This window comes from Ruegeria sp. H8, assembly GCF_056532905.1.
Genome location: NZ_JBQFNY010000001.1, coordinates 1131567 through 1156188 on the forward strand (window position 1 = coordinate 1131567; position 24622 = coordinate 1156188).

Consider the following 24622-nt stretch of genomic DNA (forward strand, 5'->3'; position numbering starts at 1 on the left):
TTGATCAGCAAATTTGCACAGCTCCGGTTAATTGGCGCTGATTGACCGCAATCACGCAGGGGTTACATGCTGGTCAAACAAACCGGAGGCGAATATGTCCCTTAGACCCACACTGGAAACACGCAGGGCCACCCCAACGATGGAAGGGGCTGGCGTGAAACTTCACCGGGCGTTTGGGTTTCAGGACCCGTCCGAACTTGATCCTTTCCTGCTGTTCGACGACTTCAGGAACGAACGCCCGCAGGACTATCAGGCCGGTTTTCCCTGGCATCCGCATCGCGGTATCGAGACGATCACCTATGTTCTGGCTGGATCGGTCGAGCATTCGGATTCGCTGGGCAACACCGGCACGTTGGGCGCGGGCGACGTGCAGTGGATGACGGCGGGGTCCGGCATCCTGCATCAGGAAATGCCGCAGGGAAACACCTCGGGGCAGATGCACGGGTTTCAGCTGTGGGGCAACCTGCCTTCGGATCAGAAGATGACTGCCCCGCGCTATCAGGATGTTCAAAGCAAGGATATCCCCGAAGTCACTGATGACGACGGCACCACCGTTCGGGTGATTGTCGGAGAGTTCTGGGGCAAAACCGGCCCCGTGGACGGCATCGCGGCAGACCCGCAGTATCTTGATATCTCGGTCCCCGCAGGTGTGAAGAAGACCTTCCGCATCGACACTTACCGAAAAGCCTTTGCCTATGTCTTTCAAGGTCAGGCAGCCTTTGCAGATGCGTCACGCCCGTCCGGTGTGCTGTTGGAAAAAGAGGTTGCCGGGCAAGAGGTGAATATCCGGGATATGTCGGGCGACCGCACGCTTGTCCGTTTCGGGACGGGGGACGAAATCACCGTTCAGGCTGGCCCCGACGGCGTGCGGTTTCTGTTGATCTCGGGGGCTCCGATCAATGAGCCCGTCGCATGGCACGGGCCTATTGTGATGAACACGCGGGCCGAATTGGAACAAGCGTTTCGCGAACTGCGCAACGGGACTTTCATTCGCCCTGCGCACTGACACAGTGACGGTCTGGCCCTGTCAGGCCGTCACCGCCTTATGCACCATGTTCCAATAAATCTGTTCGACCTCGTCCAGTGACAGCCGCCCTCCGGACCTGTACCAGGTCATCACACCGTTCAACATGGCAATCACCGCCAGCGTGGCGATCTTGGTGTCCGGTATCGCAAACTGACCAGCCTGCTGGCCAGAGTGAAGGATGTCCTCCAACGCGTTTTCGTATTGGCGTCGAAGGTCTTCGATTTCGGCGAAGTTTTCGGGCGAGAGGTTGCGCAATTCCATATAGGCGATGAACACCTCGTCAGGGCGTTGCAGGTGGAAACGAATGTGAAAACCGACAAATCGGCGTAACGCTTGCCGGCAGTCATCGCAGCGCTCCAGCGCGTTGAGCGCCGAAAGCAGATCCTGCATATGTTCCCGCATCAACCGATACAGCAAACTCTGCTTGTCCGGCGTGTAATTGTATAGCGCCCCCGCCTGAACGCCGACCTCTTTCGCGATCTGCCGCATCGAAACCGCGGCATAGCCGTGGCGGGCAAACAGGTTCAGGGCCGCCTTTCGAATGCGCGGGCCTGTGATATCAGAGTGGGAGCCTTGAGTACGTGCCATGCGCCCACAGTATCTGAACAAATGTTCATATAGAACCCCGCTTGATCGGCGCCGGCAAAAGGTGCATCACGAAAGGACGAACAAAACCGAAAAGCGTGCCACATGAAACTGCTGCCTGTTCTGCCTCTTATTCTTGTGTTTGCCGGGTGTTCAGACTTTCCCGAACTTGAAGGCAGTGAACCGGCCTCGGTCAAATCGGCCCCCTACCCGCGTCTTATTCCGGTGCAGGAAACGTTGGGGCCTTCGATTGATCCCGTAAGCCAGGCCGCAGAGGTGGAGGAAGACCTGACGCAGCGCAGCGAGGCGTTGGCGAAAAAGGCCCAGGCGTTGCAAAACGCGCAAACCAACTAAAGCGTGACATTTGACCTCGACAATCCCCCGGTGACGGATTGCACCCTTGGCCTGAACCCGATAAGGCAGCGCTGATCGGGCAGGCGTCCGAATTCAGACAAGTTTCGAGCGGAAAGGAACCCACGACATGACACAGGCACTGCGGCTGGGAATTGCGGGCTTGGGAACTGTCGGCGTGGGTGTCGTCAAGATTGTTCGCCGCCATGCAGATTTGCTGAAGGCGCGCACGGGCCGGTCGATTGAAATCGTGGCCGTATCTGCGCGGGATCCGAACAAGGACCGCGGCGTGAACCTGTCGGATTATGCCTGGGAAACCGACCCGGTTGCGCTGGCGAAACGTGACGATATCGATGTCTATGTCGAACTGATGGGCGGCGAAAACGGTCCGGCCAAGGCCTCGGTCGAAGCCGCGCTGGCCAGCGGCAAAGACGTCGTGACCGCCAACAAGGCATTGCTGGCCATTCACGGGCAGGAACTGGCCGAACAGGCCGAGGCCGCGGGGCGTGTTATCCGCTTTGAGGCTGCTGTTGCTGGCGGCATTCCGGTGATCAAATCCCTGACCGAAGGGCTGGCTGGTAACGAAATCACCCGCGTCATGGGGGTGATGAACGGCACCTGCAACTACATCCTGACCCGGATGCAATCGCAGCGTCAGGGCTATAACGCCCTGTTCGACGAATGCGCCGAGCTTGGCTATCTCGAGGCCGATCCAAACCTGGATGTGGGTGGCATCGACGCCGCTCACAAACTGGCTTTGCTGGCCTCGATCGCCTTTGGCACAAAGCCAAATTTTGACGGGATCGAGATCGAAGGCATTCAACACATCAGTCTGGACGATATCGATCAGGCCGAGGATATGGGCTTTCGCATCAAACTGCTGGGCGTGGCACAGCGCACCGCGCGCGGGCTGGAACAACGCATGCAGCCTTGCCTTGTGCCCAGCGACTCGCCCTTGGGGCAATTGGAAGGCGGCACCAACATGGTGGTGATCGAAGGCGACGCGGTTGAACAGGTTGTTCTGCGTGGCCCCGGTGCGGGTGAAGGCCCGACGGCCAGCGCCGTGATGGGCGACGTGTGCGATCTGGCACGTGGGCTGCAAATCCCGACCTTTGGCCGACCGGCCAATTCGCTTGAGGCTGCGGCCCCCGCCGTCACGGGCCTGCCGGCGCCTTATTATCTTCGTCTGGGTCTGCTGGATAAACCGGGCGCACTGGCCAAGGTTGCAGCCATTCTGGGCGATGCCGGTGTTTCCATAGACAGGATGCGCCAGTATGCCCATGCAGAAAGCACGGCGCCTGTGCTGATCGTTACCCACAAAACCACCCGCGCCGCGCTGGACGTCGCGCTGGACGGGTTCCGGGAAACGGATGTGGTTGCCGGTGCCCCCGTCGCGTTGCGGATTGAAGAGGTTTGAACTTGCGGCCTGTATGAAACGCAAGCTATGCCGATAGAAACGGCTTAAATGACCAGAGGATACATGACAATGAGTGCTGCCAAAACCGATTTCAACGACCGCCTGCTGTCTCTGGGGCTGGCAAGGGTGGCGGAACAGGCTGCGCTGGCCTCGGCTTCGCTGGTGGGGCGCGGTGACGAGAAAGCCGCCGACCAGGCCGCTGTGAATGCGATGCGCGAACAGCTGAACATGCTGGACATTGCTGGCGTCGTGGTGATCGGTGAAGGTGAACGCGACGAAGCTCCGATGCTTTATATTGGCGAAGAGGTCGGCACCGGAAACGGCCCCGGCGTGGACATCGCGCTGGATCCGCTGGAAGGCACAACGCTGACCGCAAAGGACATGCCCAACGCGCTGACCGTGATTGCCATGGGCCCGCGCGGCTCGATGCTGCATGCGCCCGACGTTTACATGGACAAGCTGGCTGTTGGTCCGGGCCTGCCCGAGGGCGTCGTCAATCTGGACATGTCTCCACGTGAACGGGTGGAAGCCTTGGCAAAGGCCAAGAACTGCAAGCCTGCGGACATCACCGTCTGCATTCTGGAACGCCCCCGTCACGAGGCGATGATTGCCGAAGTGCGCGAAACTGGAGCATCGATCCGCCTGATCACCGATGGTGACGTGGCAGGTGTCATGCATTGCGCAGAAAGCGAAGTGACCGGCATCGACATGTATATGGGCCAGGGTGGCGCCCCCGAGGGGGTTTTGGCTGCCGCTGCGCTGAAATGCATGGGCGGTCAGATCTTTGGTCGCCTGTTGTTCCGCAACGATGACGAGCGGGGCCGTGCTGCCAAGGCGGGTATCACCGATCTGGACCGGGTCTATTCGCGCGATGAGATGGTGACCGCAGATGTGATCTTTGCCGCAACGGGTGTAACCGGCGGTTCTCTGTTGCCGCGCATCAAGCGCGAGCCGGGTTGGGTGGAAACCACGACGCTGCTGATGCGTTCAAAGACCGGGTCCGTACGCCGTATGTCGTATCGCACCCCCACCTGGCCGCACGATAACGCCTAACGGCTTGCGCCGTTGCCTCCGGCGGGAGTATTTGGGAAAAGATGAAAAGGCCGGGTCCGAAAGGATCCGGCCTTGGTTCACAAGGGGCAGGCAATGGGTTTTCTTGGCGTGGAACAATCACTGACCGGGCGGCGCTGGGTTGGCCCGAAAGCCGAGCTGGAGCGGGCTGCCGAGATGATGACTCAACAGACCGACCTGCCGCGTGCGGTATGTCAGGTTCTGGCCCGTCGTGGCGTGCCGGTCATGGAGGCGCGCGGCTTTCTGGACCCCAAACTCAAAGAATTGCTGCCAGATCCCCGCGACATGAAGGACATGGAAACGGCGGCGGCGCGTTTTCTGGACGCCGTACGCCATCGCCAGAAAATCGCGGTGTTCGCGGATTACGATGTTGACGGCGGCTGCTCTGCCTCGCTGCTGCTGGTTTGGCTTCGACAGATGGGGTTGCAGGCGACGCTTTATGTGCCGGATCGGATTGATGAGGGATATGGTCCGAATGTTCCGGCAATGCGGGAACTGGCAACCAGCCACGACCTGATCATTTGCGTCGATTGCGGCACGCTCAGCCATGAGCCGATTGCCGCGGCCAAGGGGGCGGACGTGATTGTTCTGGATCACCACCTCGGCGGCGAAACCCTGCCGGACTGCGTTGCAGTCGTGAATCCCAACCGGCAGGATGAAAGCGGTGATCTGGGCTATTTCTGCGCAGCGGGTGTCGTGTTTCTGATGCTGGTCGAAGCAGGGCGCCAGCTGCGCGCGGCAGGCGCAAAGTGGCCTGACCTGATATCGATGCTGGACCTGGTGGCCCTGGCAACCGTGGCTGACGTTGCGCCTTTGATCGGCGCCAATCGCGCCCTGGTTCGACAAGGCCTGAAAGTGATGGCCCAAAGGCAGCGCCCCGGACTTGTCGCATTGTCCGATGTCTCGCGCATGGATACGGCGCCCAACAGCTATCACCTGGGTTTTCTGCTTGGCCCCCGCGTGAACGCAGGCGGTCGCATCGGGCAGGCCGATCTGGGTGCCCGCCTGCTGAGCACGGATTCCCTGCACGAGGCACAGGCCCTGTCCGAACGTCTGGACGCGCTGAACACAGAACGCCGGGACATTGAAAACGCCGTGCGCGCCGCCGCGATGGAGCAGGCCGAGGGTCGCGGACTCGACGCGCCGCTGGTCTGGGCCGCCGGTGAGGGCTGGCATCCGGGTGTGGTGGGCATCGTGGCGTCTCGTTTGAAGGAAACCGCCAACCGTCCGGCCATCGTGATCGGCTTTGACGGTGATGAGGGCAAAGGCTCGGGGCGTTCGGTCTCGGGCGTGGATCTGGGGGCGTCGATCCAGCGGCTCGCGGCGGAAGGGTTGCTGGTCAAGGGTGGCGGTCACAAGATGGCCGCTGGACTTACCGTCAAGCGCGACAAACTGGAACCTGCGATGGAACGCCTCAGCGAGTTGCTGGCAAAACAAGGTGCAGGTCAGGGCGGCCCTGCGGATATGAAGCTGGAAGGCGCCCTTATGCCGGCTGCCGCGACAGTGGATCTTGTCGAACAGATCGAACAGGCCGGACCGTTTGGCGCCGGAGCCCCTGCCCCGCGATACGCGCTTCCGGATCTTCAGGTGCGTTTTGCCAAACGTGTCGGGGAAACGCACCTGAAGTTGTCATTGTCCGATGGCATGGGTGGTGGGCTGGATGCGATTGCCTTTGGTGCCTTTGACGGTCCGATGGGCGAGAGACTGTCAAATCATGGTGGCGCGCGCTTTCATTTTGCAGGCCGGCTTGAGGTGAACACCTGGGGCGGGCGACAATCCGTGCAGCTCAGGCTCGAGGACGCGGCAGAGGCAAATTGACGTCTCGCTCGAACGGCGTAAAAAACTTTCTCATCCCTGCGTTTTTCGGCTTGCGGGGGTCACAGTGAAACCGTAAAAGGCCCTCCACAAGCCAGCGTGGCCCGTTCGTCTATCGGTTAGGACGCCAGGTTTTCAACCTGGAAAGAGGGGTTCGATTCCCCTACGGGCTACCACTCGTGCTTGCGTCACTACCAAGTGGCCCGTTCGTCTATCGGTTAGGACGCCAGGTTTTCAACCTGGAAAGAGGGGTTCGATTCCCCTACGGGCTACCATTTCTCCTGATCAAACCCCGAACTTTTCTCGGCACAGGTTTTCGATCTTTTGCCAGGTGGATTTGTATTCGGGTGTGTTTTCTGCCGCGTAGTGAAAGTTTTTCATCAGCCCGGTCAGCTGCGTGAACACCTGCCTTACCTCAGCCTTGTCGACAAAGACCGCCTTGGATTGCGTCACATCGTACACAAGCTTGAACGTCTTTATCTGCCGTTCAAGCGGCACCGTCGCATCGACTGTGTCAAATGCGTCCTGCTGCAAGTAGACCATATCGACGAACAATGCTGTCTGTTGGGTTACAAAGTCGTCAATTGTGACGCCCTCTTCCCCAGTGACTTGCATCATCTGATCGACCTGTTCACCTTTTTCGATCAGGGCCAACAGGGTGCGCACTTTGGCTGTCCAACCCGGCTCGGCGTTCCTGTCATACCAGTCGGACAATTGGTCGGTATACCGAGACCAGCTGAGCATCGGATCCACCGCTGGATAAAACCGCTTGTAGGCGCGTTCGGATGACAACCCGAGGAAACACTTGACCGTCGACAAGGTTGACTGGGTTACCGGCTCGTCAAAATTGCCACCAGCAGGCGAAACCGTTCCGATCAGCGTCAGGCTGCCAAGATCGCCGTCATTCGTTCTCAGCGCCCCGGCGCGTTCGTACAAACCCTTGATCGAGCTTTCCAGATAGGCCGGGAACCCCTCTTCGCCCGGGATCTCTTCGAGCTTGCCAGAGGTCTCGCGCATGGCTTGCGCCCACCGGCTGGTGCTGTCGGCGATCAACAAGACATCATTGCCCATCTGGCGGTAGTATTCCCCCAACGTGATCCCGGTGAAAATCGACGCCTCGCGCGCGGCAACCGGCATGGATGACGTGTTGCAGATGATGATCGTCCGATCCATCAGGCTGCCACCGGTGGTTGGATCGGTCATCTTCGGAAATTCCTCGATGGTCTCGACCACCTCACCTGCACGTTCGCCGCAGGCCACGACGATCACGATATCAACCTTCGCATTCCGTGCGATCAGGTTTTGCAGCACGGTCTTGCCCGCCCCGAACGGCCCGGGAATACAGGCGGTGCCGCCGCGTGCAATCGGAAAGAACGTGTCGATCAGCCGTTGCGACGTCAGAACCGGTTCCGTGGGATACAACCGCTCGGACAGTGCGCGCTTCAGGATGTTTTCCGGCAATGGTCTCCGAACAGGCCATTTCTGCGAAAGCGTCAGCGTATGCTCGCCACCGTCTTCGTCTTCCAGGCGGGCCACGACGTCATGGATCGTGGCCGCGCCTTTTTGCACCCAGACCACCTTGTACGCACCGGTCCAGTTGAACGGCAGCATGATCTTGTGGCTGAAATGGCCTTCGGGCACCGTTCCGATACTGTCCCCGGCAGTGACCGTGTCGCCCACCTTCACGGACGGCGTAAAGGACCATTTCGCGTTTTCATCCAAGGGCGCGACATCTGCGCCGCGCGGCAGGAAGGTACCAAATGCTGCCGCCACCTTGGGCAAAGGCGACTGCAACCCGTCAAACACCTGCCCCAGCAGCCCCGGACCCAGCTCGACCGACAAGAGCTGACCTGATTGCTCCACCGGGTCGTCGACCGCCACCCCATCAGTGCTTTCATAGACCTGAACGTCCGCCATATCCCCACGTACGCGCAGCACTTCGCCCTTGAGCCTTTCCTGCCGCCCACCGGGGCCGGAACGCGAAGGCAATATGTAAACCACTTCGTTTTTGACCAGTTGACCGGGGCGACCGGTCGCGTCCGGATTGGCCTGTATCCGCACAAGCCCTTCCTGAACCAGGACGACGCGAGCGGTCGATGAATGTTTGGCTGAGATTGGGGCTGTCATGCGCTTGCTCCCTCAAAATCGACATCAGCGAAGTCGGCCATGGCCTGTTGTGCCAGTTTCTCAAATCTCTTGGCGGCTTCCGCAGCGCTGCTTTGCGCCCAGCGGTCGAAGATGTTCCAGATCAGAACGTAGATGGCGACCGCCTCGAAATCGAACATGTGACGAGCCGCGTGCCGCTTGAGCTGCTTGTGGCTTATCGACAAAAGCAGACGTTCCAGACCCAGCGGATCTTCGTTTTCCAGCAATTGGGTTGCCTCTTTGATCCAGGGCATGAGCCGTTTCAGCCGAAAGCTGGGATCACCCCAATTGGCGGGGATGTGGCGGCTCCATCGTCCGACTCCGAACGGGCCTGAAGGCGCTGGTTCTCCGCGTTTTCTCAGGCGCAGCGCCGCAACCACCGAGCGCAGTTCCATGCGTTCCATGAAGAGTTTGCGTAAGGTGTGCTGAGGGATGTCCACCATCGCTTGTTTGCAGCGCTGGATCGCCTGAGCGTCGGTGACATCCATGTCGTAGGCGCTCCAGCTCAACGCGTGCTCGAGGATCTTCAGAGCTTTGCTGTCCTCCGGTGTCAAAGCCGTCAATCGACGGTCCAGCCTGATACGTGACAGGGGCGGCTGCCTGGCAACGAACAACCGTTCCGAACCCGGAAGGCTGCACATCAACGCGATATAGGCGTCCTGTTTTGACATCTCAGCGGATGACCCCTTCCAGAACGGCACGGAACCGGGGCTGCAAATGCTCCATCAACAGCGACGCCACCGCCTTATCCGTCAGGTCCAGAACAACACCCTGATCTTCTGCGCGAACGCGGATGCCTTCCTGCACGTCATCGGCTGCGTGCAACTCGACATTCTCGCGCAGCATCTTCGCAGTCAGCCCAAGAACATATTTTGTCAGCTTGCCGGATTGAATGTCATCGGCGTTTTGCTTGATGTCTTCTTGCGTGGCGACCCGGGCAGGAAGAACGACGGAAGCCCTGCCATTCAGATTTGCGCCTTCCCCGGCCCGGCCTACCACCTCGAGGATCATCTGCCTGAGAAGCTCGGGATCAGACATCTCTTTGGTCACAAGGCGTTCGACATCTGCCTTGAAGCGATCCGTCAGACCTGCCTTCATGGTCAGCACGGCATCCCGCATCGCCGTGTTCAATGCTTCTTCGCCAGCAGCCCTGTAATTGTCGGTCTCCGTGCGGGCTTTCATTTTCAACTCATCGGCTTCGCGCTTTGCCTCTGCCACGATGCGCGCGGCTTCGGCTTTTGCTTCCTCGCGCAATTTTTCGGCTTCGGCCTGACCAGCGGCAACCCCATCGTTGCGCAATTTGTCGATCAGCGCGTCAACCCCATGCGCAATCGTTCTGTCTTGTGCCATCAGCTGATCCCCGCACTGATGACCAACGCAAACACGAAGGCAAAAACACCAAACCCTTCGATGATTGCGGCAGGGGCCAGAGCAAGGCCAAAAATCTCGGGCTTTTCCTTGGTCGCATTGATCGCAGCCGCACAGGCCCGACCCTGCCAGATGCCGCAATACATCAGTGCGATACCCGACAGGATGCCGATCCCGAACAGACCGCCCGCGTTTTCAGGTGTCACGTCGCGGTTCAGGGTAAACATGATGACGATCCCGTAGATGACCATCGTTGAGGGAAACGCGGATACACCCACGAAACGGCCATAGCCGCCCTCGGTTTCCGTCATGGCCCCGATACTGGCCATACCGGCGATCGAACACCCAATAGCGCTGGCTGCAGCCCCCAACGCCATTGGCGCATAAATACCCAGCCAACCCAGTGTAAGAACAAGCTCATTCATTCCTGAACCTCCTTGCGGGCAAATGGACGAAAGATGATGCCTTCATCCGGCAGACCCCATTTAAAGAATTCGATGTAATTGAGACGCAAACCGTGCACGACGCCGCTCATCATCGCGAGTGCGAAGTTCAATACATGACCTATGATCAATATCAGCAGCCCAAACAGAATGCCCGGCCCCCTAAGGGCCTGCATGACCGACACCGCCAGATCATTGAACGTGATCGCCAGCGAGGCCGAAGCAAGGCCCAACGCGAAAAGACGCATATAGCTGAGAACATCCCCAAACGCGCCCATCGCCCCGGCAAGGCTTTGAAACCCTTCGAGCAAACGCCGGATCCAGTCCATCGGCCGCTGGATGACCCGCTCGCTGGAAAACAGGACAATCGCCACGATGCCGGCGGTCAGGATAGCAGCGCCCGGCACCGGCGACTTGCCGTTCATGTAGCCGAGCCAAAGGACAAACCCGCCGATCAGGGCCGCAATCCAGCCCAGATTGGCAACCGCCTTGCGTTGCCCCCACGCCGCGCGCGCCGCAAGTGCGTTGGCCAGGACAAGGTGTATGACGCCAACGACGATCGAGACCATCATCATCGCGCCGAAATCGTTCAAATCCAGCACCTTGAGCCTTGTCCAAATTGAACCCGCAGCCGGTGATACCCCAAAATAGCTGCCCACCATGACCCCGTAAAATATCGTAACAGCCGAGATGATCAGGCCGAACAGACGCCAGGACCTTTGACCAGCGGTGCGGTCCATCCGTCTCCAAAAGGCCAGCACCGCCAGCAGGATGACAGCACCGTAACCGGCATCCGCCACGATCATGGCAAAGAAGATCGCAAAGGACGCCGAGACGATGACGCTGGGGTCCCAGTTCTGATATCCGGGCACCTGATAGAACAGCGCCAGATCGACAGCGGCCCTGCGGTTTTCAGGCTGCTTTAGCAAGGTCGGAGGCGCGTCGCCCGAACCCGGATCTTCAATCAGGACGGCTGAACCCTTGGCGTTTGCCATGGCAAGAACAGCATCCACCTGATCCACGGGAACCCACCCCTGCAAAGCAAACACTGCCTCTTCGTCGCGCACTTTCTGCGTTGCATGGGCAAGCTCGGCGGCACTTTCGGCGACGGACAGGTTCCGGCGCATCAATGTCAGATAGCGCGTCAGCGCCACGCGTTCGGCTTCCAACGCCTCGAGGGCGATTTCGGCCTCTTCCAACTGGGCCTCAAGCTCGTGTACCGGTAGCGAACCGACATGGGTTCGCGGAACAGGAAGAACACCATCATCGGGTTCGTCAGGTGAAATCAGAACGGCGTAAAGGTACCGGTGGTCTTCCTCCAATATTGCCCAGGGAAGCTTGACCTCGGACAGGGCATCCCGGTGCTTCAGCGGCAGCTGATAGAACCACAGCCTGTTGCCAGCCAGCGCATCGGTCGGCGGAAAATCCAAATCCCCCCAAGGTCGCACCTGGGCGATGCGATGCGCCAGAAAGTCACGCCGGTCCATTGTATCCCGAACGCGCTGCATGAGGTCGGTCACCTCGCGCACGAAACGATCCATGTCGAAATCAGACGCACGCTGGACCTGGCGGCGCGGGTCAGGCACTTCTGCAAGGAAACGCAATGCCTTATACGCCTCTCTTGCACCGCGCTCACTGATCTTTTCCGGCTCTTTCGGTGTGGGAACAAGCGGCAAAACATGCATGCAGCCAAGGGCCTGAAGCGCCTCAAGCGTTTCCGCCTTTCGGGCAGCAGGCCCGATCAGAGACATCTTTTTCAGATGCGCAACGCTCATGTCAAAGCCTCCTGCGCGTGTTTGCGTTTCGAGATCTTCGACCGCACGACGGCCTGCATCTGTTCGTCGCTCAGGTAGATGCGGATTTTCTTGATGTTGGCCTTGGCGCGCGGGATCAGAACCTTTTCGAACAAGTTGACCCGCTGGGTAATGGTGGCCACCGCCTTGTCGAAGATGCGAACGCGTTCTTCGGCAATCTTCACCCGCACCCGCGCTTCGATGACGTCGTGCAGCAAAAGCGCAGCGGCATCGACCCAATGGGGCTTGGCCAAAACGGAATACGGGCGCACCGCCACTTCGATCCGATCAAGGTCAGGCAGCTTGACCCCTACCACATTGACCTCTTTGACCTTGTAGTCCTTGAGCTTGACCAGCCCATCCAGAGCGACACCCTGCTGCGCCAGCATCGGCAGCTTTTCACCAACCTGCTGCACCAGCGCCTGCACCATTTGCTCGAGGCGGTCGACCTCTTCCCGGGCCCGAACCCGTTCAGCCATCAACTGTTGTCGCTTCAGGTCCAGCGATGGCAGGAACCGTTCAAAGCTTTTCAGCTGTGTCTGCTCGCGCGCAAGCGACGATTTATTCAGCTGCAACCGCGCCATTGGCATCCTTCGGGAAATACTTGTCGATCAATGCCTGCTTCATCAGCAACTGTTCCGGCGCAAAGCACTCTGCCAGTGTCTTCCAACCCAGATCCAGCGCCTCTTCCAGCGGGATCGAAACATTGATGTCCATGAACCGAGACCGGAACAGGCCGCCGAATTTCAGCAATTGGTGATCATAGTCTGACAGGTCGAAGGCCATCGCCTGTTTTTGCGCGGCATCGCGGCTTTCAGAATAGAAACGGATCATCGTGTTCATGATCTGCCCATGATCTTCGCGGGTGGTCTTGCCGATCACGTTCTGCTTGAGGCGCGACAGGCTGCCGAACGGATCGATCACGCCGGAATGCAGATAGAACTGCCCTTCGGTGATATAGCCGGTGTTGTCAGGCACCGGGTGGGTTACGTCGTTTCCGGGCATGGTCGTGACGGTCAGAACCGTGACCGACCCGCCTTTGGCATAGTCACAGGCTTTTTCGTACCGGCGCGCAAGCTGCGAATACAGGTCCCCCATATAGCCGCGCTGAGATGGCACCCTCTCCTGACTGATGCCAACCTCTTTCATCGCGTCAGCATAGGCGGTCATGTCCGTCAGCAGGACCAGCACGCGTTTGCCCTCTTCCACAGCGAACTTCTCGGCCACTGCCAATGCCATGTCCGGCACCAGAAGACGTTCCACCAAAGGATCCATCGCCTGATTGACGAACATGACGGTACGCGAAAACACACCCGCATCTTCGAACGAGGTGCGAAACGTGTGGTAGTCGTCAAAAATCAACCCCAGCCCGCCAAAGATCACGATATCCGCGTCGGCCTGAATACCGATTCGGCTGAGGAACGCGTTGAACGGCTCGCCTGAAACCGAGAAGATCGGAATTTTCTGGCTCTCGACCAATGTGTTGAACACGTCGATCATCGGCACATCCGTGCGGATCATTCTGTTTGGAACCGCGCGTTCCGCCGGATTGACGGTCGGTCCGCCAATATCGATATGCGGTTCCGCAGACAGGTCGGGGCCTCCATCAATGGCCACACCGGCGCCATCAAACACGCGGCCCAGAATGTTGGCCGAATAAGGTGTCTGCATCGGGTGACCGAGAAAGGTTGCCGTTGCTTCGGTCGATATGCCCTTGGTGCCGGAAAACACCTGCAACGTGACGACATCCCGGTCGATGAAGATCGTCTGGGCCAGTGTTTTTCGGCCATCCACCGTCTCGATCACAGCGAGGTCGTTGAACCGGACAGCCGACTCTCCTTTGTTCTGGATCGGAACCCGAACCTTGATTGTGTCCCCGACGATTTCCAGAACACGCGTGTACTTCAACAGACTTCGGGACATTGCCTATCCTCACTGTTCCAAGTCGTTTTTCGTAATTCGCGCCGCACGTCTCAGCGGTAATTTTTGCAATGACAATCCTAGCTTACAACGAATTCACAAATTGGCAAACGAGTTCAGCGCCACCTCTTTTGGGATGCCTGAACGTCAATTACTAAATTTTTAGTTTGACACATACGCAAGAAATCGCTGATGCTGTCCGTCATCCGGTTTCCGCCGGAGAACCATAATTTTGGGAGGAGACAGATGCGGAGACATCTACTTTCCGCAGTGGCGGCGGCTGCCGTCATTGCGGGGCACGGTCCTGCTTGGGCCGACGAAGCCGCAGCACAACGTTGGATCGACGACGAATTCCAGCCATCGACCTTGTCGAAAGACGAACAGATGGCCGAGATGCAGTGGTTCATCGAAGCTGCACAGCCTTACGCAGGTATGGAAATCAACGTCCTGTCCGAAGGTATCCCGACACATTCCTACGAATCCGAGGTGCTGACCAAGGCGTTCGAAGAAATCACCGGTATCAAGGTCAACCACCAGATTCTGGGTGAAGGTGAAGTGGTTCAGGCCGTTCAAACCCAAATGCAAACGGGTCGGAACCTGTATGACGGCTATGTCAACGACAGTGACCTGATCGGCACCCATTCGCGTTTGCAGCTGGCCTATCCGCTGACGGACATGATGGGCGGTGACTGGGCCGCGACGACTTCGCCGACGCTGGATCTGGATGACTTCATGGGCATTCAGTTCACCACCGGACCGGACGGCAAGCTGTATCAGCTGCCCGATCAGCAGTTTGCGAACCTTTACTGGTTCCGCAAGGACTGGTTCGATGATGAGGCGAACAAAGCCGCGTTCAAAGAAAAGTACGGCTATGATCTGGGCGTTCCGGTCAACTGGTCCGCGTATGAAGATATCGCTGAGTTCTTCACCAATGATGTGAAAGAAGTCGATGGTACCACGATCTACGGCCACATGGATTACGGCAAACGTGCACCTGACCTCGGATGGCGCATGACCGATGCCTGGCTGTCGATGGCCGGTGCCGGCGATAAGGGCGAACCGAACGGTGTGCCTGTCGACGAATGGGGCATCCGCATGGAAGCGGGCACCTGTAACCCTGTTGGCGCTTCGGTGTCGCGCGGTGGTGCTGCAAACGGTCCGGCCGCGGTCTATGCGATCCGGAAATGGGACGAATGGCTGCGGGCCTATGCGCCTCCGGGTGCCGCGTCTTATGACTTCTACCAGTCGCTGCCGGCACTTAGCCAGGGCAACGTGGCCCAGCAGATCTTCTGGTACACGGCCTTCACCGCCGACATGGTCAAGCCGAAGTCCGAAGGCAACAACACCGTGGATGACGAAGGCACGCCGCTGTGGCGGATGGCGCCCAGCCCGCACGGCCCCTATTGGGAAGAAGGCCAGAAGGTTGGCTACCAAGACGTGGGGTCCTGGACGTTCCTCAAATCGACCCCCTCGGATCGTGCCCAGGCAGCCTGGCTTTATGCCCAGTTCGTGACCTCCAAAACTGTCGACGTGAAAAAGTCCCACGTGGGTCTGACCTTCATCCGCGACAGCTCGGTCAACCACGAGTCGTTCACCGAACGCGCACCCAAGCTGGGTGGTCTGGTCGAGTTCTACCGCTCGCCTGACCGCGTGGCATGGTCGCCGACTGGCATCAACGTGCCGGATTATCCGAAGCTGGCCCAGATCTGGTGGCAGCAGATCGGTGACGTGAACTCGGGCGCCTTCACCCCGCAAGAGGCGATGGATCGTCTGGCAGAAGAGATGGACATCACTATGGCCCGGATGCAGGCCGCGGATGAAAGCGCCGGTGTCTACGGCGGCTGTGGTCCGCGCCTGAACGAGCCGCAAGACCCATCTTTCTGGCTGGAAAAGCCGGGCTCACCCAAGGCCAAGCTTGAGAACGAAAAGCCGCAGGGCCAGACCGTCAACTATGACGAACTGGTTCAGCGCTGGCAGTCAAAGTAAGCCGTTGAAACCCGGGGGTGCCGCGTCAGGCACCCCCACCTCAAGACCAGTGCATTGCACTGAAGGACCGGAACCCACGGACATGATCGAACTTCAAGACGCGACCAAAAGGGTCGGCAACGTCATCCATATCAAGCCCACAAACCTGACCCTTCAAACAGGCCACTTCAACGTGCTGCTGGGCGCGACGGGCTCGGGCAAGACCTCTCTGATCAAGATGATGGCCGGTCTGGACCCGATCGCCTCGGGCAAGGTCCTGATGGATGGGCAGGACGTCACACGGCTGAATACGCAGAAGCGAAAAATCAGCCTCGTGCACCAGTTCTTCGTGAACTACCCACATATGACCGTATTCGACAACATCGCCTCGCCCCTGCGTGTGGCAGGCATGGCGCAATCCGAGATCGAAGGCCGCGTGGAAGAGGCCGCCGAGCTGCTGCAACTGCGCCCGATGCTGCACCGCCGCCCGCACGAGCTGTCGGGTGGGCAACAACAACGTACCGCGCTGGCGCGTGCTATTGCTAAAGAAAGCCGCGCCGTGTTCCTTGACGAACCGCTGGCCAACCTCGACTACAAACTGCGTGAAGAACTGCGCGAGCAGCTACCCGATCTGTTCGCAGGTCGCGGGGCCGTGGTGGTCTATGCCACGTCCGAGCCCGAAGAGGCGCTGCTGCTGGGCGGCTACACCGCCCTGATGGAAGATGGCCGCGTGACCCAGTTCGGGCCAACCGCTGACATTTATCGCAACCCAGAAAACATCGCCGCCGCGCGGGTCTTTTCGGATCCGCCGATCAATGTCGCACGCATCACCGTTTCCGCTGCGCAGGCGCAACTGGCCGGTGGAGGTGGCTGGGCCGTTACCGACATGGCCGACGGAGATTACATGGTCGCGGTGCGGCCGCATCGTGTGACGCCGTTCCGTACGTCTGACGCGGACGTGGAACTGACCGGCCGCGTGATCGTGACAGAGCTTTCGGGTTCGGATTCCAGCGCGCATTTCCAGCATGGCGAGGACGCCTGGGTGTCGCTGGCCGCCGGTGTCCATCCCTATCAGGTGGGCGAGGACCACACATTCTTCATGAACCCGGCCCATTGCCGGTATTTCGGCCAAGACGGCAAAAGGGTGGCCTGACATGGCACAGATCAAACTTTCGAACCTCCGCCACAGCTACATGCCGTCGCCAAAAGGCCCCGAGGATTACGCGCTGAAGGAAATCGACGTGACCTGGCGTGATGGCGGGGCCTATGCCTTGCTGGGGCCGTCAGGCTGCGGCAAGTCCACGCTGCTGAACATCATCTCGGGCCTGCTGACCCCGTCCGAAGGGCAGATCCTGTTCGACGACCGTGACGTGACCGCTCTGCCCCCTGATCAGCGCAACATCGCACAGGTGTTCCAGTTTCCGGTGATTTACGACACGATGACCGTGGGTGAAAACCTGGCCTTTCCGTTGAAGAACCGCGGCGTCGATCCGGCGACGATCAAGCGCCGCGTCGATGCGATCGCCGAGATGCTGGATGTCACCGACATGCTGAACACCCGTGCCAGCGGCCTCAGCCCGGACAACAAGCAGAAAATCTCGATGGGTCGCGGCCTGGTCCGCGACGACGTAAACGCGGTGATGTTCGATGAACCTCTGACCGTGATTGACCCGCATCTGAAATGGAAGCTGCGGTCCAAGCTGAAAGAACTGCACCAGCGCGTCAAGGCGACGATGATCTACGTCACCCACGACCAGACCGAGGCCCTGACCTTCGCGGACGAGGTCGTGGTGATGCAAGAGGGCGAAGTGGTGCAGATCGGCACCCCGGTGGAGCTGTTCGAGCGCCCGCAGCACACGTTCGTGGGCCATTTCATCGGCTCGCCCGGAATGAACGTGCTGCCCTGCGAGGCGCGCGGCGACCGCGCCCTGTTCGAAGGGCACGAAATCATGCTGGAAGGTCCCATTCATGGTGATGTCGGCCGCACCGATCTGGGTATTCGCCCGGAATATGTCGGCTTCGGCGAGACCGGCATCCCGGCGCATGTGACGAAAGTATCAGACATCGGTCGCCACTTTGTGGTCAGCGCGATGGTCGGCAATACCGCCCTCAAGGCCGTGACCGAACACAGCGTGCCCGAACCCGGATCACAGGTTTTCCTGCAATTCAAACCCGAACAATCCCGCGTCTACCGCGACGGCTGGATCGCAACCGAGGAGCGGGCCCAATGAGAACAGAAAATCAAAAAGCGTGGTTCTTTGTCCTGCCCGTGCTGGCACTGGTCGCGTTCAACGCGCTGGTGCCGATGATGACTGTGGTCAACTATTCGGTGCAGGAAACCTTTGGCAACAACCAGTTTTTCTGGGAAGGCCTGGGTTGGTTCGAACAGATCCTGCGGTCGGACCGGTTTCAGGCCGCACTTGGACGACAGTTCCTGTTTACTTTCTTGATCCTGATCATCGAAGTACCTCTTGGCATCATCGTGGCCCTGTCGATGCCGCGCAAAGGATTCTGGGTGCCCGTCTGTCTGGTGCTGATGGCCCTGCCGATGCTGATCCCCTGGAACGTGGTCGGGTCGATGTGGAACATCTTCACCCTGCCCCAGATCGGTCTGTTGGGATATTTCCTGAATGACGTTCTGGGCATCAACTATGACATGACGCAACAGCCGCTTTCGGCCTGGATCACCGTCATCGTCATGGATGTCTGGCACTGGACGTCGCTGGTCGTGTTGCTGTGCTATGCAGGCCTCGTGTCGATCCCGGATGCCTATTATCAGGCGGCCAAGATCGACGGGGCAAGCCCTTGGTCGGTGTTCCGCTACATCCAGCTGCCCAAGATGAAGACGGTTCTGACGATCGCGGTCCTGCTGCGGTTCATGGACAGTTTCAACATCTATACCGAGCCCTTCGTGCTGACCGGCGGTGGCCCCGGCAACTCGACCACCCTGCTGTCGATCGACCTTGTGAAAATCGCGCTGGGGCAGTTCGACCTTGGCCCTGCGGCTGCGATGAGCCTGATCTATTTCGCCATCACGCTGCTGGTTTCGTGGCTCTTCTACACTCTGATGACAAAGGATGACGCGCAATGAAGAAGCGGTCTCTCATCCCGATCCTCTATATCGCGTTCCTGATGCTGCCGATCTATTGGCTGGTGGCAATGTCCTTCAAGACCACGAACGAAATCCTGTCGGGCTTTTCCCTGTTCCCCCAGACCTTTACGCTGGAGAATTACATCACCATCTTCACGGACCCGACGTGGTATTGGGGCTATATCAACTCGATCACCTATGTGACGTTGAATACGGTGCTTTCGGTCAGCGTCGCCTTGCCCGCTGCCTATGCGTTTTCTCGCTATCGGTTTCTGGGTGACAAGCAGCTGTTCTTCTGGTTGCTGACCAACCGGATGGCCCCGGCAGCGGTCTTCGCCTTACCGTTCTTCCAGCTCTATTCTTCGATCGGCCTGTTCGACACGCATCTGGCTGTGGCACTGGCGCATACATTGTTCAACGTGCCGCTGGCAGTTTGGATTTTGGAAGGCTTCATGCGGGGAATTCCAAAAGAGCTGGATGAAACCGCCTATGTCGACGGCTATTCCTTCCCGCGTTTCTTCATGACGATCTTCCTGCCCAATATCAAAGCGGGCGTGGGCGTGGCGGCCTTCTTCTGCTTCATGTTCTCGTGGGTGGAAATGCTGCTGGCCAAGACCCTGACCGCGGTCGAGGCCAAACCCATCGCCGCCGTGATGACCCGCACCGCGTCCAGCGCGGGCTATGAATTGGGGCTGCTGGCCGCCGCCGGCACCCTGACCATCATCCCCGGCGCCATCGTCATCTGGTTTGTCCGCAACTACATCGCGCGTGGTTTCGCGATGGGACGTGTGTGAGGTTCGATATGCGTAAACTTCTTCTCATCCTTCTTTTCCTTCCTTCTACGACCTTTGCCCAGCAGGCCGGATGGGGCAGTGTCGGCCAGCAAGAGGAAAAAGGTTTTTCCTGGACTGCACCACTGTGGCCCGATTTCTGGATGGCCTGGACCCCGGCGACACTTGCCGTATTTGTCGGCATCTTTTCGGCCATCGCGCTGATTGGCGTTCTTGAGGGCTTCAAATATCGCGATGGCATAGAACGGCGCGGTGTACTGGGGCTGACAACCACATTGGGCGATCGGCTTTTCATCACCCTTCTGGGGTCCGCCTATATCTTCCTCGCCTGGCTGGGCATTGTCGGGCAGCCGGTATGGACACCTCTTTTCCTGTCTATCGGCTGGGGCGTTTTTGTGTTCTGGAAAGTTTAGACTTTGAGAAATCGCGAAAGGATGCTTGTCTGGCAGGCATACTAAACATGACAACACCGAGATCGATGCGAAAGAAAAAGACAACAAATCTGCTGACCGAGGTTGAACTGGAGTTCATGAACGAGCTCTGGGCCCTCGGGCAAGGCTCGGTGCGAGATGTCCTGGACCGCCTGCCTTCGGAACGCAATCTGGCCTATACATCCGGTGCCACGATCCTGCGTATTCTGGACGAGAAAGGTTTTGTGGAAAGCCGCAAGACAGGAAAGACCCTGATCTATACGCCGCTTCTGGAAAAGGACAGATATCAGGCCCGTTCTCTGCAAAACCTGTCCCGAACTCTGTTTGACGACACACCCGCCACACTGGTGGCCCGGCTTGTCGATGATGCGGGGCTGAGCGAAGCCGACCTGGAGGAAATTCGAGCACTGGTAGAAAGGAGACTGCAAAATGACAGCGGTTAGACCGGTTCTCGACACATTTATCGAACTCAACATCGTGCTGGCCTTGTCAGCCGTCATCTGGCTGGCGGCCCGCGCAGCCCTGACCCGAACAGCCCTGCGCCACAGCTATGTCGCGCAGTTGCGTGCGCTCAAGGCGCTGTGCGTGTGCGTTCTGATCAGCCCGTTTCTTGCGTTTGGCGTGTCATCACTCGCCTCTTATGCATGGCCGGGCAGCGCCATGGCGCTTGGCGACATCGCCGTTGCCGCCTATCTGCGCGGCGATATCGCCATGCCCGCCACCCAGTTCGAGGCCTTGCTGAACACCCGTGAACGGTGGGTGGACCTTGCATTGTCAGGGCAACAGCCGGTGATCACTGCCCTTGTAACGCTGCTTGTTTTGGTCGCCGCCGTGTTTGCGGCCCGCGCTCTGCGGGACGCGGCGATGATCCGTCAGACAGTCAAATCCAGCTTTCTTTGGCGGCAGTCGGCCAAGGTTGACATCCGTCTTTCGGATCGCATCACCGTTCCGTTCGCCGTGCGCGGATTGCGCCGTCGCCATGTCGTTCTGCCAAGCCACCTGCTGGATACGCCGCACGAACTGCGCTTTGCGTTGGCGCACGAGCTTCAGCATGTTCGCGCGGGTGACGTGGAATGGGAACTGGGCTTTGAAATGCTGCGCCCGCTGTTGTTCTGGAACCCAGCCTATTTGATGCTCAAGTATCAGTTCGGCCGCTTGCGTGAACTGGCATGTGACCAGTCCGTAGTGGCCCGCAAAAGGATCGATGCGCGCGAATACACTTCCTGCCTGCTGGATTATTGCGCGCGTACGATCTCGGCAAACAATCCTCGCGTCCTGAATGTTGCGTTTGTGACGGGCGGCAAGGCCAAGCGCGTGCTGCGTCAGCGCGTGCTTGCATTGACCGATGCACAGCCGGCGGTGCCCACCCTGCCCGCTCTGTTCCTGGGGATGGCATTGACCTTCGCCACCCTTCTTGCATTGGGGTCTGCGTCGATCCAGCAAACGCAGGATTGGAGCCATGACCGCCTGATGCTGTCAACCGTGGTCAATCTGGAACGGCTGGAAGCACGCAATCAGGGGAACTGATCCGACCTGATCACCAGCCGCGACGCCCGAACAGCGAATGAAGCCGACCTTGATCTGAAAAAGGCTCGAGCGCTTGCGAGCGCTCCAACCGCGCCACGACCCGCGCGACCATAACCCAGCCTATGACTGCAAAGATGACGCCTCCAAACGCCTGCCCCAGCAGAACGCCGGATGCGCCGGCGATCTGTGAACCAATCGTCGCGAAAACCCAAGTGCCGATAGTGTGACGACCCCAGTTTATCCATGTGGAATAGACCGGATGCCCTAGATTGTTGAAGCTGGCATTTGTCACGAAGATCACGCCATTGAAGAACGAAGCCAAAGCCAACGGGCCGCAGAACAGATAGATCAGACTTCGGGTTTCGCCCTCGGCTGCGAACAGATCCGCAATCGGTGCGCGCAGCAAAAACAAAATGGCCGACATGCAAACGACATAAATGGCCGTGAACTTGATCCCTGCCAGAAAGGCAGCACGCACGCGATCGAACTTTTCGGCACCAAAATTCTGTCCGATGATTGGCCCTATCGCGCCGGACAGAGCGAAGATAACCGAAAACGCCACCGGCAAAAGGCGCCCGATCACCGCCATGCCCGCAACCGCGTCCGTTCCATATTGCGCGATTTCCCGCACAACGATTGCATTGCCGATCGGCGTGGCGACATTTGTCAGAACCGCTGGAATTGCAATCGCCCGCACGGGGCGCAAATCCTTTGCAACCTGCTTCAGTGAAGGGCGCGCAAATCCCCGATGCACCCGATGCGCTGGCCACAACGCCGCCCCCAGCATGCACAGCCGCGCCAGGACCGAGGCGATAGCGGCGCCATCCAGCCCCAGCCCGACCGCAAAGATCAGTATCGGGTCCAGAACTGCATTCACCACTCCGCCGTAGATCGTGGCCATCATTGACCTCCGCGCATCGCCATGAGCGCGCAGCACGGCCATCGCCGTCATCGCAATGGACATCACGAACATGGTCGGAAGGATGATCGACACATAACGCGTCGCCAGCCTCAGAACCTCTCCTTCCGCACCAAGCAAGGACAGCAGAGAGCTGAGATTCAACAAGACCAGTCCCGAGGTCGTCAGCCCGGCAATCAGCCCAATAACGGCCACGCTGGACGCGTAGTGTCTTGCCTGTTCAGCCCGCCCGGCCCCGAGTTCGCGAGCAACCAGCGCCCCGGCGGAAATCGACAATCCGATATTAATCGCGTTGGTGAAAAACAGCAGCGTACCGGCATAGCCCACCGCCGCCGCAAGCGCATCGTTGCCCAACATCGAGATGAAGATCATATCGACAAAGTCGACGGCAAAAATGGCCATCAGGCCAATGCTGGTGGTCAATGACATGCGTGTCACATGCAGCATCAGACTGCCGCTCAGAAACACCGCTTTGCCTGCCGATTGATCCGCCAAAACCCTGTTCGCCCCACCTGTTCGACCCCGACGGGCCTTTGATGCCGTTGCGCCCGGCAAGGGAAAGCCCCGGCCAACGCTGAAGCAAACTCACGCGTTTCCGGGGCATTGTACACAAGTTATTTTCAGGACCGGCTAGAACCCACGGGGATCAGACAAAACGGTTCACGTAGTTCTCGAGGATTTCCTGACGCCCCGAGCACGGATCTGGATTGAGACCCTCGGCCAGCACCCGCGCTGCAATCTCGTCAAGACCAGAGGTCAGCATTGCCTGCGCCTCGGGCGTATTCCAGCCCGCATACCGATCAGCCAGCGCCTGTTCCAATCCGCCATCTTCGATCATCGCTGCCGCTGCTTTCAGGCCCCGGGCACAGATGTCCATCCCGCCGACATGCGCGGCGATCAGATCTTTGGCATCGATCGACTGCCTGCGCAGCTTGGCGTCGAAATTGGTGCCGCCGGTGGTAAACCCACCCGCCTTCAGGATGTGGTAATAGGCCAGCGCAACCTCGGGAGTGTTATTGGGAAACTGATCCGTATCCCATCCTGATTGATAATCGTTCCGGTTCATGTCGATGGAGCCCAGCATCCCCTCGGCCGCGGCTACTGCAATCTCATGTTCAAAACTGTGCCCCGCCAGGATCGCGTGCCCCTGTTCGAGGTTCAGTTTGACCTCATTCTCAAGCCCATATTTGCGCAGGAAACCAATGCAGGTCGCGGCATCGAAATCATATTGGTGCTTTGATGGCTCCTGCGGTTTGGGTTCGACGAGGATCGCACCTTTGAACCCGATCTTGTGCTTGTACTCGACCACCATGTTCAGGAACCGGCCCATATGATCCAGCTCGGTTTTCATGTCGGTGTTGAGCAGCGTCTCGTAACCTTCGCGCCCACCCCAAAGCACATAGTTTTCGCCGCCCAGCTTGTGGGTGGCATCCATGCAGGATTTCACCGTGGCGGCAGCAAAGGCAAAGACGTCGGGATCGGGATTGGTGCTGGCACCGCCCATCCAGCGGCGATGGCTGAACATGTTGGCCGTACCCCACAACAGCTTGGTGCCGGATGCCTGCATCTTTTCACCGATATAGTCGGTGATCTCGTTCAACGTGCGCAGATTGTCGGCGAAGTTCCCCTGCTCTGGACGGATATCGGCATCATGCCAGCAGAAATAGGGCTGTCCCAGAATCTGGAACATCTCGAACGCGATATCGGCCTTCATCTTGGCGCGGCCCATGTCATCCTGTGGGTGCCAAGGGCGCTCGAAAGTGGGGCCGCCAAACGGATCCCCGCCCTCCCACGCGAAGGAATGCCACCACGCCACGGCAAAACGCAGGCGATCCTCCATGCGCTTGCCCAAGATGATCTCGTCCGGGTTGTAGTGACGGAATGCGAGCGGGTTCTTGCTGTCCTCGCCTTCAAATTGGACTTCTTCAATTCCCTGAAAAAAACCGCTCGTCATTTCGCTTAC

The 24622-nt window shown here is 59.0% G+C and carries 23 protein-coding genes and 2 tRNA genes; 15 read left to right on the forward strand and 10 right to left on the reverse strand.

All coding sequences use genetic code 11. The annotated features are described in order from the left end of the window. Window positions 1–94: 94 nt before the first annotated feature. On the forward strand, window positions 95–1006 hold the full coding sequence (locus ACR0A2_RS05615) for a pirin family protein (protein WP_480444737.1): 912 nt from the start codon (window positions 95–97) through the stop codon (window positions 1004–1006). A 21-nt stretch (window positions 1007–1027) separates the two neighbouring features. Here the strand turns inward: ACR0A2_RS05615 and ACR0A2_RS05620 are convergent, their stop codons facing one another. Next, window positions 1028–1615 carry a TetR/AcrR family transcriptional regulator gene (locus ACR0A2_RS05620; RefSeq protein WP_171170526.1) on the reverse strand — a complete coding sequence of 196 codons (588 nt, stop codon included), beginning with the start codon at window positions 1613–1615 and terminating at the stop codon, window positions 1028–1030. A gap of 102 nt (window positions 1616–1717) precedes the next feature. Between ACR0A2_RS05620 and ACR0A2_RS05625 the strand changes: the two genes are divergently transcribed. The 6 genes from ACR0A2_RS05625 to ACR0A2_RS05650 all read left to right on the forward strand — a co-directional run bounded on the left by ACR0A2_RS05625 (window position 1718) and on the right by ACR0A2_RS05650 (window position 6541). Next, window positions 1718–1966 (forward strand): hypothetical protein, encoded by a 249-nt coding sequence (locus tag ACR0A2_RS05625; RefSeq protein WP_480834320.1) that lies wholly within the window; start codon window positions 1718–1720, stop codon window positions 1964–1966. Between the two features lie 127 nt (window positions 1967–2093). Continuing rightward, window positions 2094–3380 carry a homoserine dehydrogenase gene (locus tag ACR0A2_RS05630; protein ID WP_152457535.1) on the forward strand — a complete coding sequence of 429 codons (1287 nt, stop codon included), beginning with the start codon at window positions 2094–2096 and terminating at the stop codon, window positions 3378–3380. 69 nt (window positions 3381–3449) lie between these two features. After that, entirely contained in the window at window positions 3450–4433 is a 984-nt protein-coding gene (gene glpX / locus ACR0A2_RS05635) for a class II fructose-bisphosphatase (protein WP_171228463.1), read from the forward strand. A 93-nt stretch (window positions 4434–4526) separates the two neighbouring features. Further along, the gene (gene recJ / locus ACR0A2_RS05640) at window positions 4527–6269 is read left to right on the forward strand and encodes a single-stranded-DNA-specific exonuclease RecJ (RefSeq protein ID WP_480834322.1); all 1743 of its coding nucleotides are present in this window, start codon (window positions 4527–4529) and stop codon (window positions 6267–6269) included. 98 nt (window positions 6270–6367) lie between these two features. After that, window positions 6368–6442 (forward strand) — tRNA-Glu (locus ACR0A2_RS05645). Window positions 6443–6466: 24 nt separating this feature from the next. Beyond that, window positions 6467–6541: transfer RNA gene (locus tag ACR0A2_RS05650), tRNA-Glu, on the forward strand. 10 nt (window positions 6542–6551) lie between these two features. On the opposite strand, the gene ACR0A2_RS05655 is transcribed toward ACR0A2_RS05650, so the two are convergent. From ACR0A2_RS05655 to ACR0A2_RS05685, 7 genes are read right to left on the reverse strand one after another with little or no spacing between them, the layout of a single operon-like run. Continuing rightward, window positions 6552–8393 (reverse strand): V-type ATP synthase subunit A, encoded by a 1842-nt coding sequence (locus tag ACR0A2_RS05655; protein WP_480834323.1) that lies wholly within the window; start codon window positions 8391–8393, stop codon window positions 6552–6554. Beyond that, window positions 8390–9082 carry a hypothetical protein gene (locus tag ACR0A2_RS05660; protein WP_480834324.1) on the reverse strand — a complete coding sequence of 231 codons (693 nt, stop codon included), beginning with the start codon at window positions 9080–9082 and terminating at the stop codon, window positions 8390–8392. Before ACR0A2_RS05660 ends, ACR0A2_RS05655 begins: the two co-directional genes overlap by 4 nt. 1 nt (window position 9083) lies before the next feature. Continuing rightward, entirely contained in the window at window positions 9084–9761 is a 678-nt protein-coding gene (locus ACR0A2_RS05665) for a hypothetical protein (protein ID WP_480834325.1), read from the reverse strand. After that, window positions 9761–10204: an ATP synthase subunit C gene (locus ACR0A2_RS05670; RefSeq protein ID WP_152457528.1), complete on the reverse strand. Its 444-nt coding sequence runs from the start codon at window positions 10202–10204 to the stop codon at window positions 9761–9763. Before ACR0A2_RS05670 ends, ACR0A2_RS05665 begins: the two co-directional genes overlap by 1 nt. Beyond that, on the reverse strand, window positions 10201–11997 hold the full coding sequence (locus tag ACR0A2_RS05675) for a V-type ATP synthase subunit I (RefSeq protein ID WP_480834326.1): 1797 nt from the start codon (window positions 11995–11997) through the stop codon (window positions 10201–10203). The genes ACR0A2_RS05670 and ACR0A2_RS05675 overlap by 4 nt, the downstream gene beginning before the upstream one ends. Next, window positions 11994–12599 carry a V-type ATP synthase subunit D gene (locus ACR0A2_RS05680; RefSeq protein ID WP_480834328.1) on the reverse strand — a complete coding sequence of 202 codons (606 nt, stop codon included), beginning with the start codon at window positions 12597–12599 and terminating at the stop codon, window positions 11994–11996. Before ACR0A2_RS05680 ends, ACR0A2_RS05675 begins: the two co-directional genes overlap by 4 nt. Then, window positions 12577–13938, reverse strand: coding sequence for a V-type ATP synthase subunit B (locus ACR0A2_RS05685; RefSeq protein ID WP_480834329.1), 1362 nt, complete (start codon window positions 13936–13938; stop codon window positions 12577–12579). The genes ACR0A2_RS05680 and ACR0A2_RS05685 overlap by 23 nt, the downstream gene beginning before the upstream one ends. A gap of 243 nt (window positions 13939–14181) precedes the next feature. Between ACR0A2_RS05685 and ACR0A2_RS05690 the strand changes: the two genes are divergently transcribed. The 8 genes from ACR0A2_RS05690 to ACR0A2_RS05725 all read left to right on the forward strand — a co-directional run bounded on the left by ACR0A2_RS05690 (window position 14182) and on the right by ACR0A2_RS05725 (window position 21740). After that, window positions 14182–15921, forward strand: a complete 1740-nt coding sequence (locus ACR0A2_RS05690) for an ABC transporter substrate-binding protein (protein WP_152457524.1) — start codon at window positions 14182–14184, stop codon at window positions 15919–15921. Between the two features lie 82 nt (window positions 15922–16003). Then, a complete protein-coding gene (locus ACR0A2_RS05695; protein ID WP_171231908.1) occupies window positions 16004–17053 on the forward strand; it encodes an ABC transporter ATP-binding protein in 1050 nt (349 codons plus the stop codon). Between the two features lies 1 nt (window position 17054). Continuing rightward, window positions 17055–18131 (forward strand): ABC transporter ATP-binding protein, encoded by a 1077-nt coding sequence (locus ACR0A2_RS05700; protein WP_480834330.1) that lies wholly within the window; start codon window positions 17055–17057, stop codon window positions 18129–18131. Next, window positions 18128–18991: a carbohydrate ABC transporter permease gene (locus ACR0A2_RS05705; protein WP_257600416.1), complete on the forward strand. Its 864-nt coding sequence runs from the start codon at window positions 18128–18130 to the stop codon at window positions 18989–18991. Before ACR0A2_RS05700 ends, ACR0A2_RS05705 begins: the two co-directional genes overlap by 4 nt. Further along, window positions 18988–19785, forward strand: a complete 798-nt coding sequence (locus tag ACR0A2_RS05710; RefSeq protein ID WP_480834332.1) for a carbohydrate ABC transporter permease — start codon at window positions 18988–18990, stop codon at window positions 19783–19785. The genes ACR0A2_RS05705 and ACR0A2_RS05710 overlap by 4 nt, the downstream gene beginning before the upstream one ends. Window positions 19786–19793: 8 nt before the next feature. After that, on the forward strand, window positions 19794–20195 hold the full coding sequence (locus ACR0A2_RS05715) for a DUF2160 domain-containing protein (protein ID WP_152457519.1): 402 nt from the start codon (window positions 19794–19796) through the stop codon (window positions 20193–20195). 65 nt (window positions 20196–20260) lie between these two features. Then, on the forward strand, window positions 20261–20656 hold the full coding sequence (locus ACR0A2_RS05720; protein ID WP_170346648.1) for a BlaI/MecI/CopY family transcriptional regulator: 396 nt from the start codon (window positions 20261–20263) through the stop codon (window positions 20654–20656). Further along, a complete protein-coding gene (locus ACR0A2_RS05725; protein WP_171613590.1) occupies window positions 20643–21740 on the forward strand; it encodes a M56 family metallopeptidase in 1098 nt (365 codons plus the stop codon). Before ACR0A2_RS05720 ends, ACR0A2_RS05725 begins: the two co-directional genes overlap by 14 nt. Before the next feature lie 10 nt (window positions 21741–21750). Here the strand turns inward: ACR0A2_RS05725 and ACR0A2_RS05730 are convergent, their stop codons facing one another. Beyond that, window positions 21751–23106: an MATE family efflux transporter gene (locus tag ACR0A2_RS05730; protein WP_480834334.1), complete on the reverse strand. Its 1356-nt coding sequence runs from the start codon at window positions 23104–23106 to the stop codon at window positions 21751–21753. 199 nt (window positions 23107–23305) lie between these two features. Further along, entirely contained in the window at window positions 23306–24613 is a 1308-nt protein-coding gene (gene xylA, locus ACR0A2_RS05735) for a xylose isomerase (RefSeq protein ID WP_480834335.1), read from the reverse strand. Window positions 24614–24622: the final 9 nt, after the last annotated feature.

Bases quoted from the DNA above. Each gene is read 5' to 3' on its own strand.
- ACR0A2_RS05680 (WP_480834328.1), bottom strand. From the start codon at position 12,599: ATGGCGCGGTTGCAGCTGAATAAATCGTCGCTTGCGCGCGAGCAGACA.
- ACR0A2_RS05620 (WP_171170526.1), bottom strand. From the start codon at position 1,615: ATGGCACGTACTCAAGGCTCCCACTCTGATATCACAGGCCCGCGCATT.
- ACR0A2_RS05660 (WP_480834324.1), bottom strand. From the start codon at position 9,082: ATGTCAAAACAGGACGCCTATATCGCGTTGATGTGCAGCCTTCCGGGT.
- ACR0A2_RS05710 (WP_480834332.1), top strand. From the start codon at position 18,988: ATGAAGAAGCGGTCTCTCATCCCGATCCTCTATATCGCGTTCCTGATG.
- ACR0A2_RS05675 (WP_480834326.1), bottom strand. From the start codon at position 11,997: ATGAGCGTTGCGCATCTGAAAAAGATGTCTCTGATCGGGCCTGCTGCC.
- ACR0A2_RS05715 (WP_152457519.1), top strand. From the start codon at position 19,794: ATGCGTAAACTTCTTCTCATCCTTCTTTTCCTTCCTTCTACGACCTTT.
- glpX (WP_171228463.1), top strand. From the start codon at position 3,450: ATGAGTGCTGCCAAAACCGATTTCAACGACCGCCTGCTGTCTCTGGGG.
- xylA (WP_480834335.1), bottom strand. From the start codon at position 24,613: ATGACGAGCGGTTTTTTTCAGGGAATTGAAGAAGTCCAATTTGAAGGC.
- ACR0A2_RS05625 (WP_480834320.1), top strand. From the start codon at position 1,718: ATGAAACTGCTGCCTGTTCTGCCTCTTATTCTTGTGTTTGCCGGGTGT.
- ACR0A2_RS05695 (WP_171231908.1), top strand. From the start codon at position 16,004: ATGATCGAACTTCAAGACGCGACCAAAAGGGTCGGCAACGTCATCCAT.
- ACR0A2_RS05730 (WP_480834334.1), bottom strand. From the start codon at position 23,106: ATGCTGCATGTGACACGCATGTCATTGACCACCAGCATTGGCCTGATG.
- ACR0A2_RS05665 (WP_480834325.1), bottom strand. From the start codon at position 9,761: ATGGCACAAGACAGAACGATTGCGCATGGGGTTGACGCGCTGATCGAC.
- recJ (WP_480834322.1), top strand. From the start codon at position 4,527: ATGGGTTTTCTTGGCGTGGAACAATCACTGACCGGGCGGCGCTGGGTT.
- ACR0A2_RS05725 (WP_171613590.1), top strand. From the start codon at position 20,643: ATGACAGCGGTTAGACCGGTTCTCGACACATTTATCGAACTCAACATC.
- ACR0A2_RS05615 (WP_480444737.1), top strand. From the start codon at position 95: ATGTCCCTTAGACCCACACTGGAAACACGCAGGGCCACCCCAACGATG.
- ACR0A2_RS05720 (WP_170346648.1), top strand. From the start codon at position 20,261: ATGCGAAAGAAAAAGACAACAAATCTGCTGACCGAGGTTGAACTGGAG.
- ACR0A2_RS05630 (WP_152457535.1), top strand. From the start codon at position 2,094: ATGACACAGGCACTGCGGCTGGGAATTGCGGGCTTGGGAACTGTCGGC.
- ACR0A2_RS05655 (WP_480834323.1), bottom strand. From the start codon at position 8,393: ATGACAGCCCCAATCTCAGCCAAACATTCATCGACCGCTCGCGTCGTC.
- ACR0A2_RS05705 (WP_257600416.1), top strand. From the start codon at position 18,128: ATGAGAACAGAAAATCAAAAAGCGTGGTTCTTTGTCCTGCCCGTGCTG.
- ACR0A2_RS05700 (WP_480834330.1), top strand. From the start codon at position 17,055: ATGGCACAGATCAAACTTTCGAACCTCCGCCACAGCTACATGCCGTCG.
- ACR0A2_RS05685 (WP_480834329.1), bottom strand. From the start codon at position 13,938: ATGTCCCGAAGTCTGTTGAAGTACACGCGTGTTCTGGAAATCGTCGGG.
- ACR0A2_RS05670 (WP_152457528.1), bottom strand. From the start codon at position 10,204: ATGAATGAGCTTGTTCTTACACTGGGTTGGCTGGGTATTTATGCGCCA.
- ACR0A2_RS05690 (WP_152457524.1), top strand. From the start codon at position 14,182: ATGCGGAGACATCTACTTTCCGCAGTGGCGGCGGCTGCCGTCATTGCG.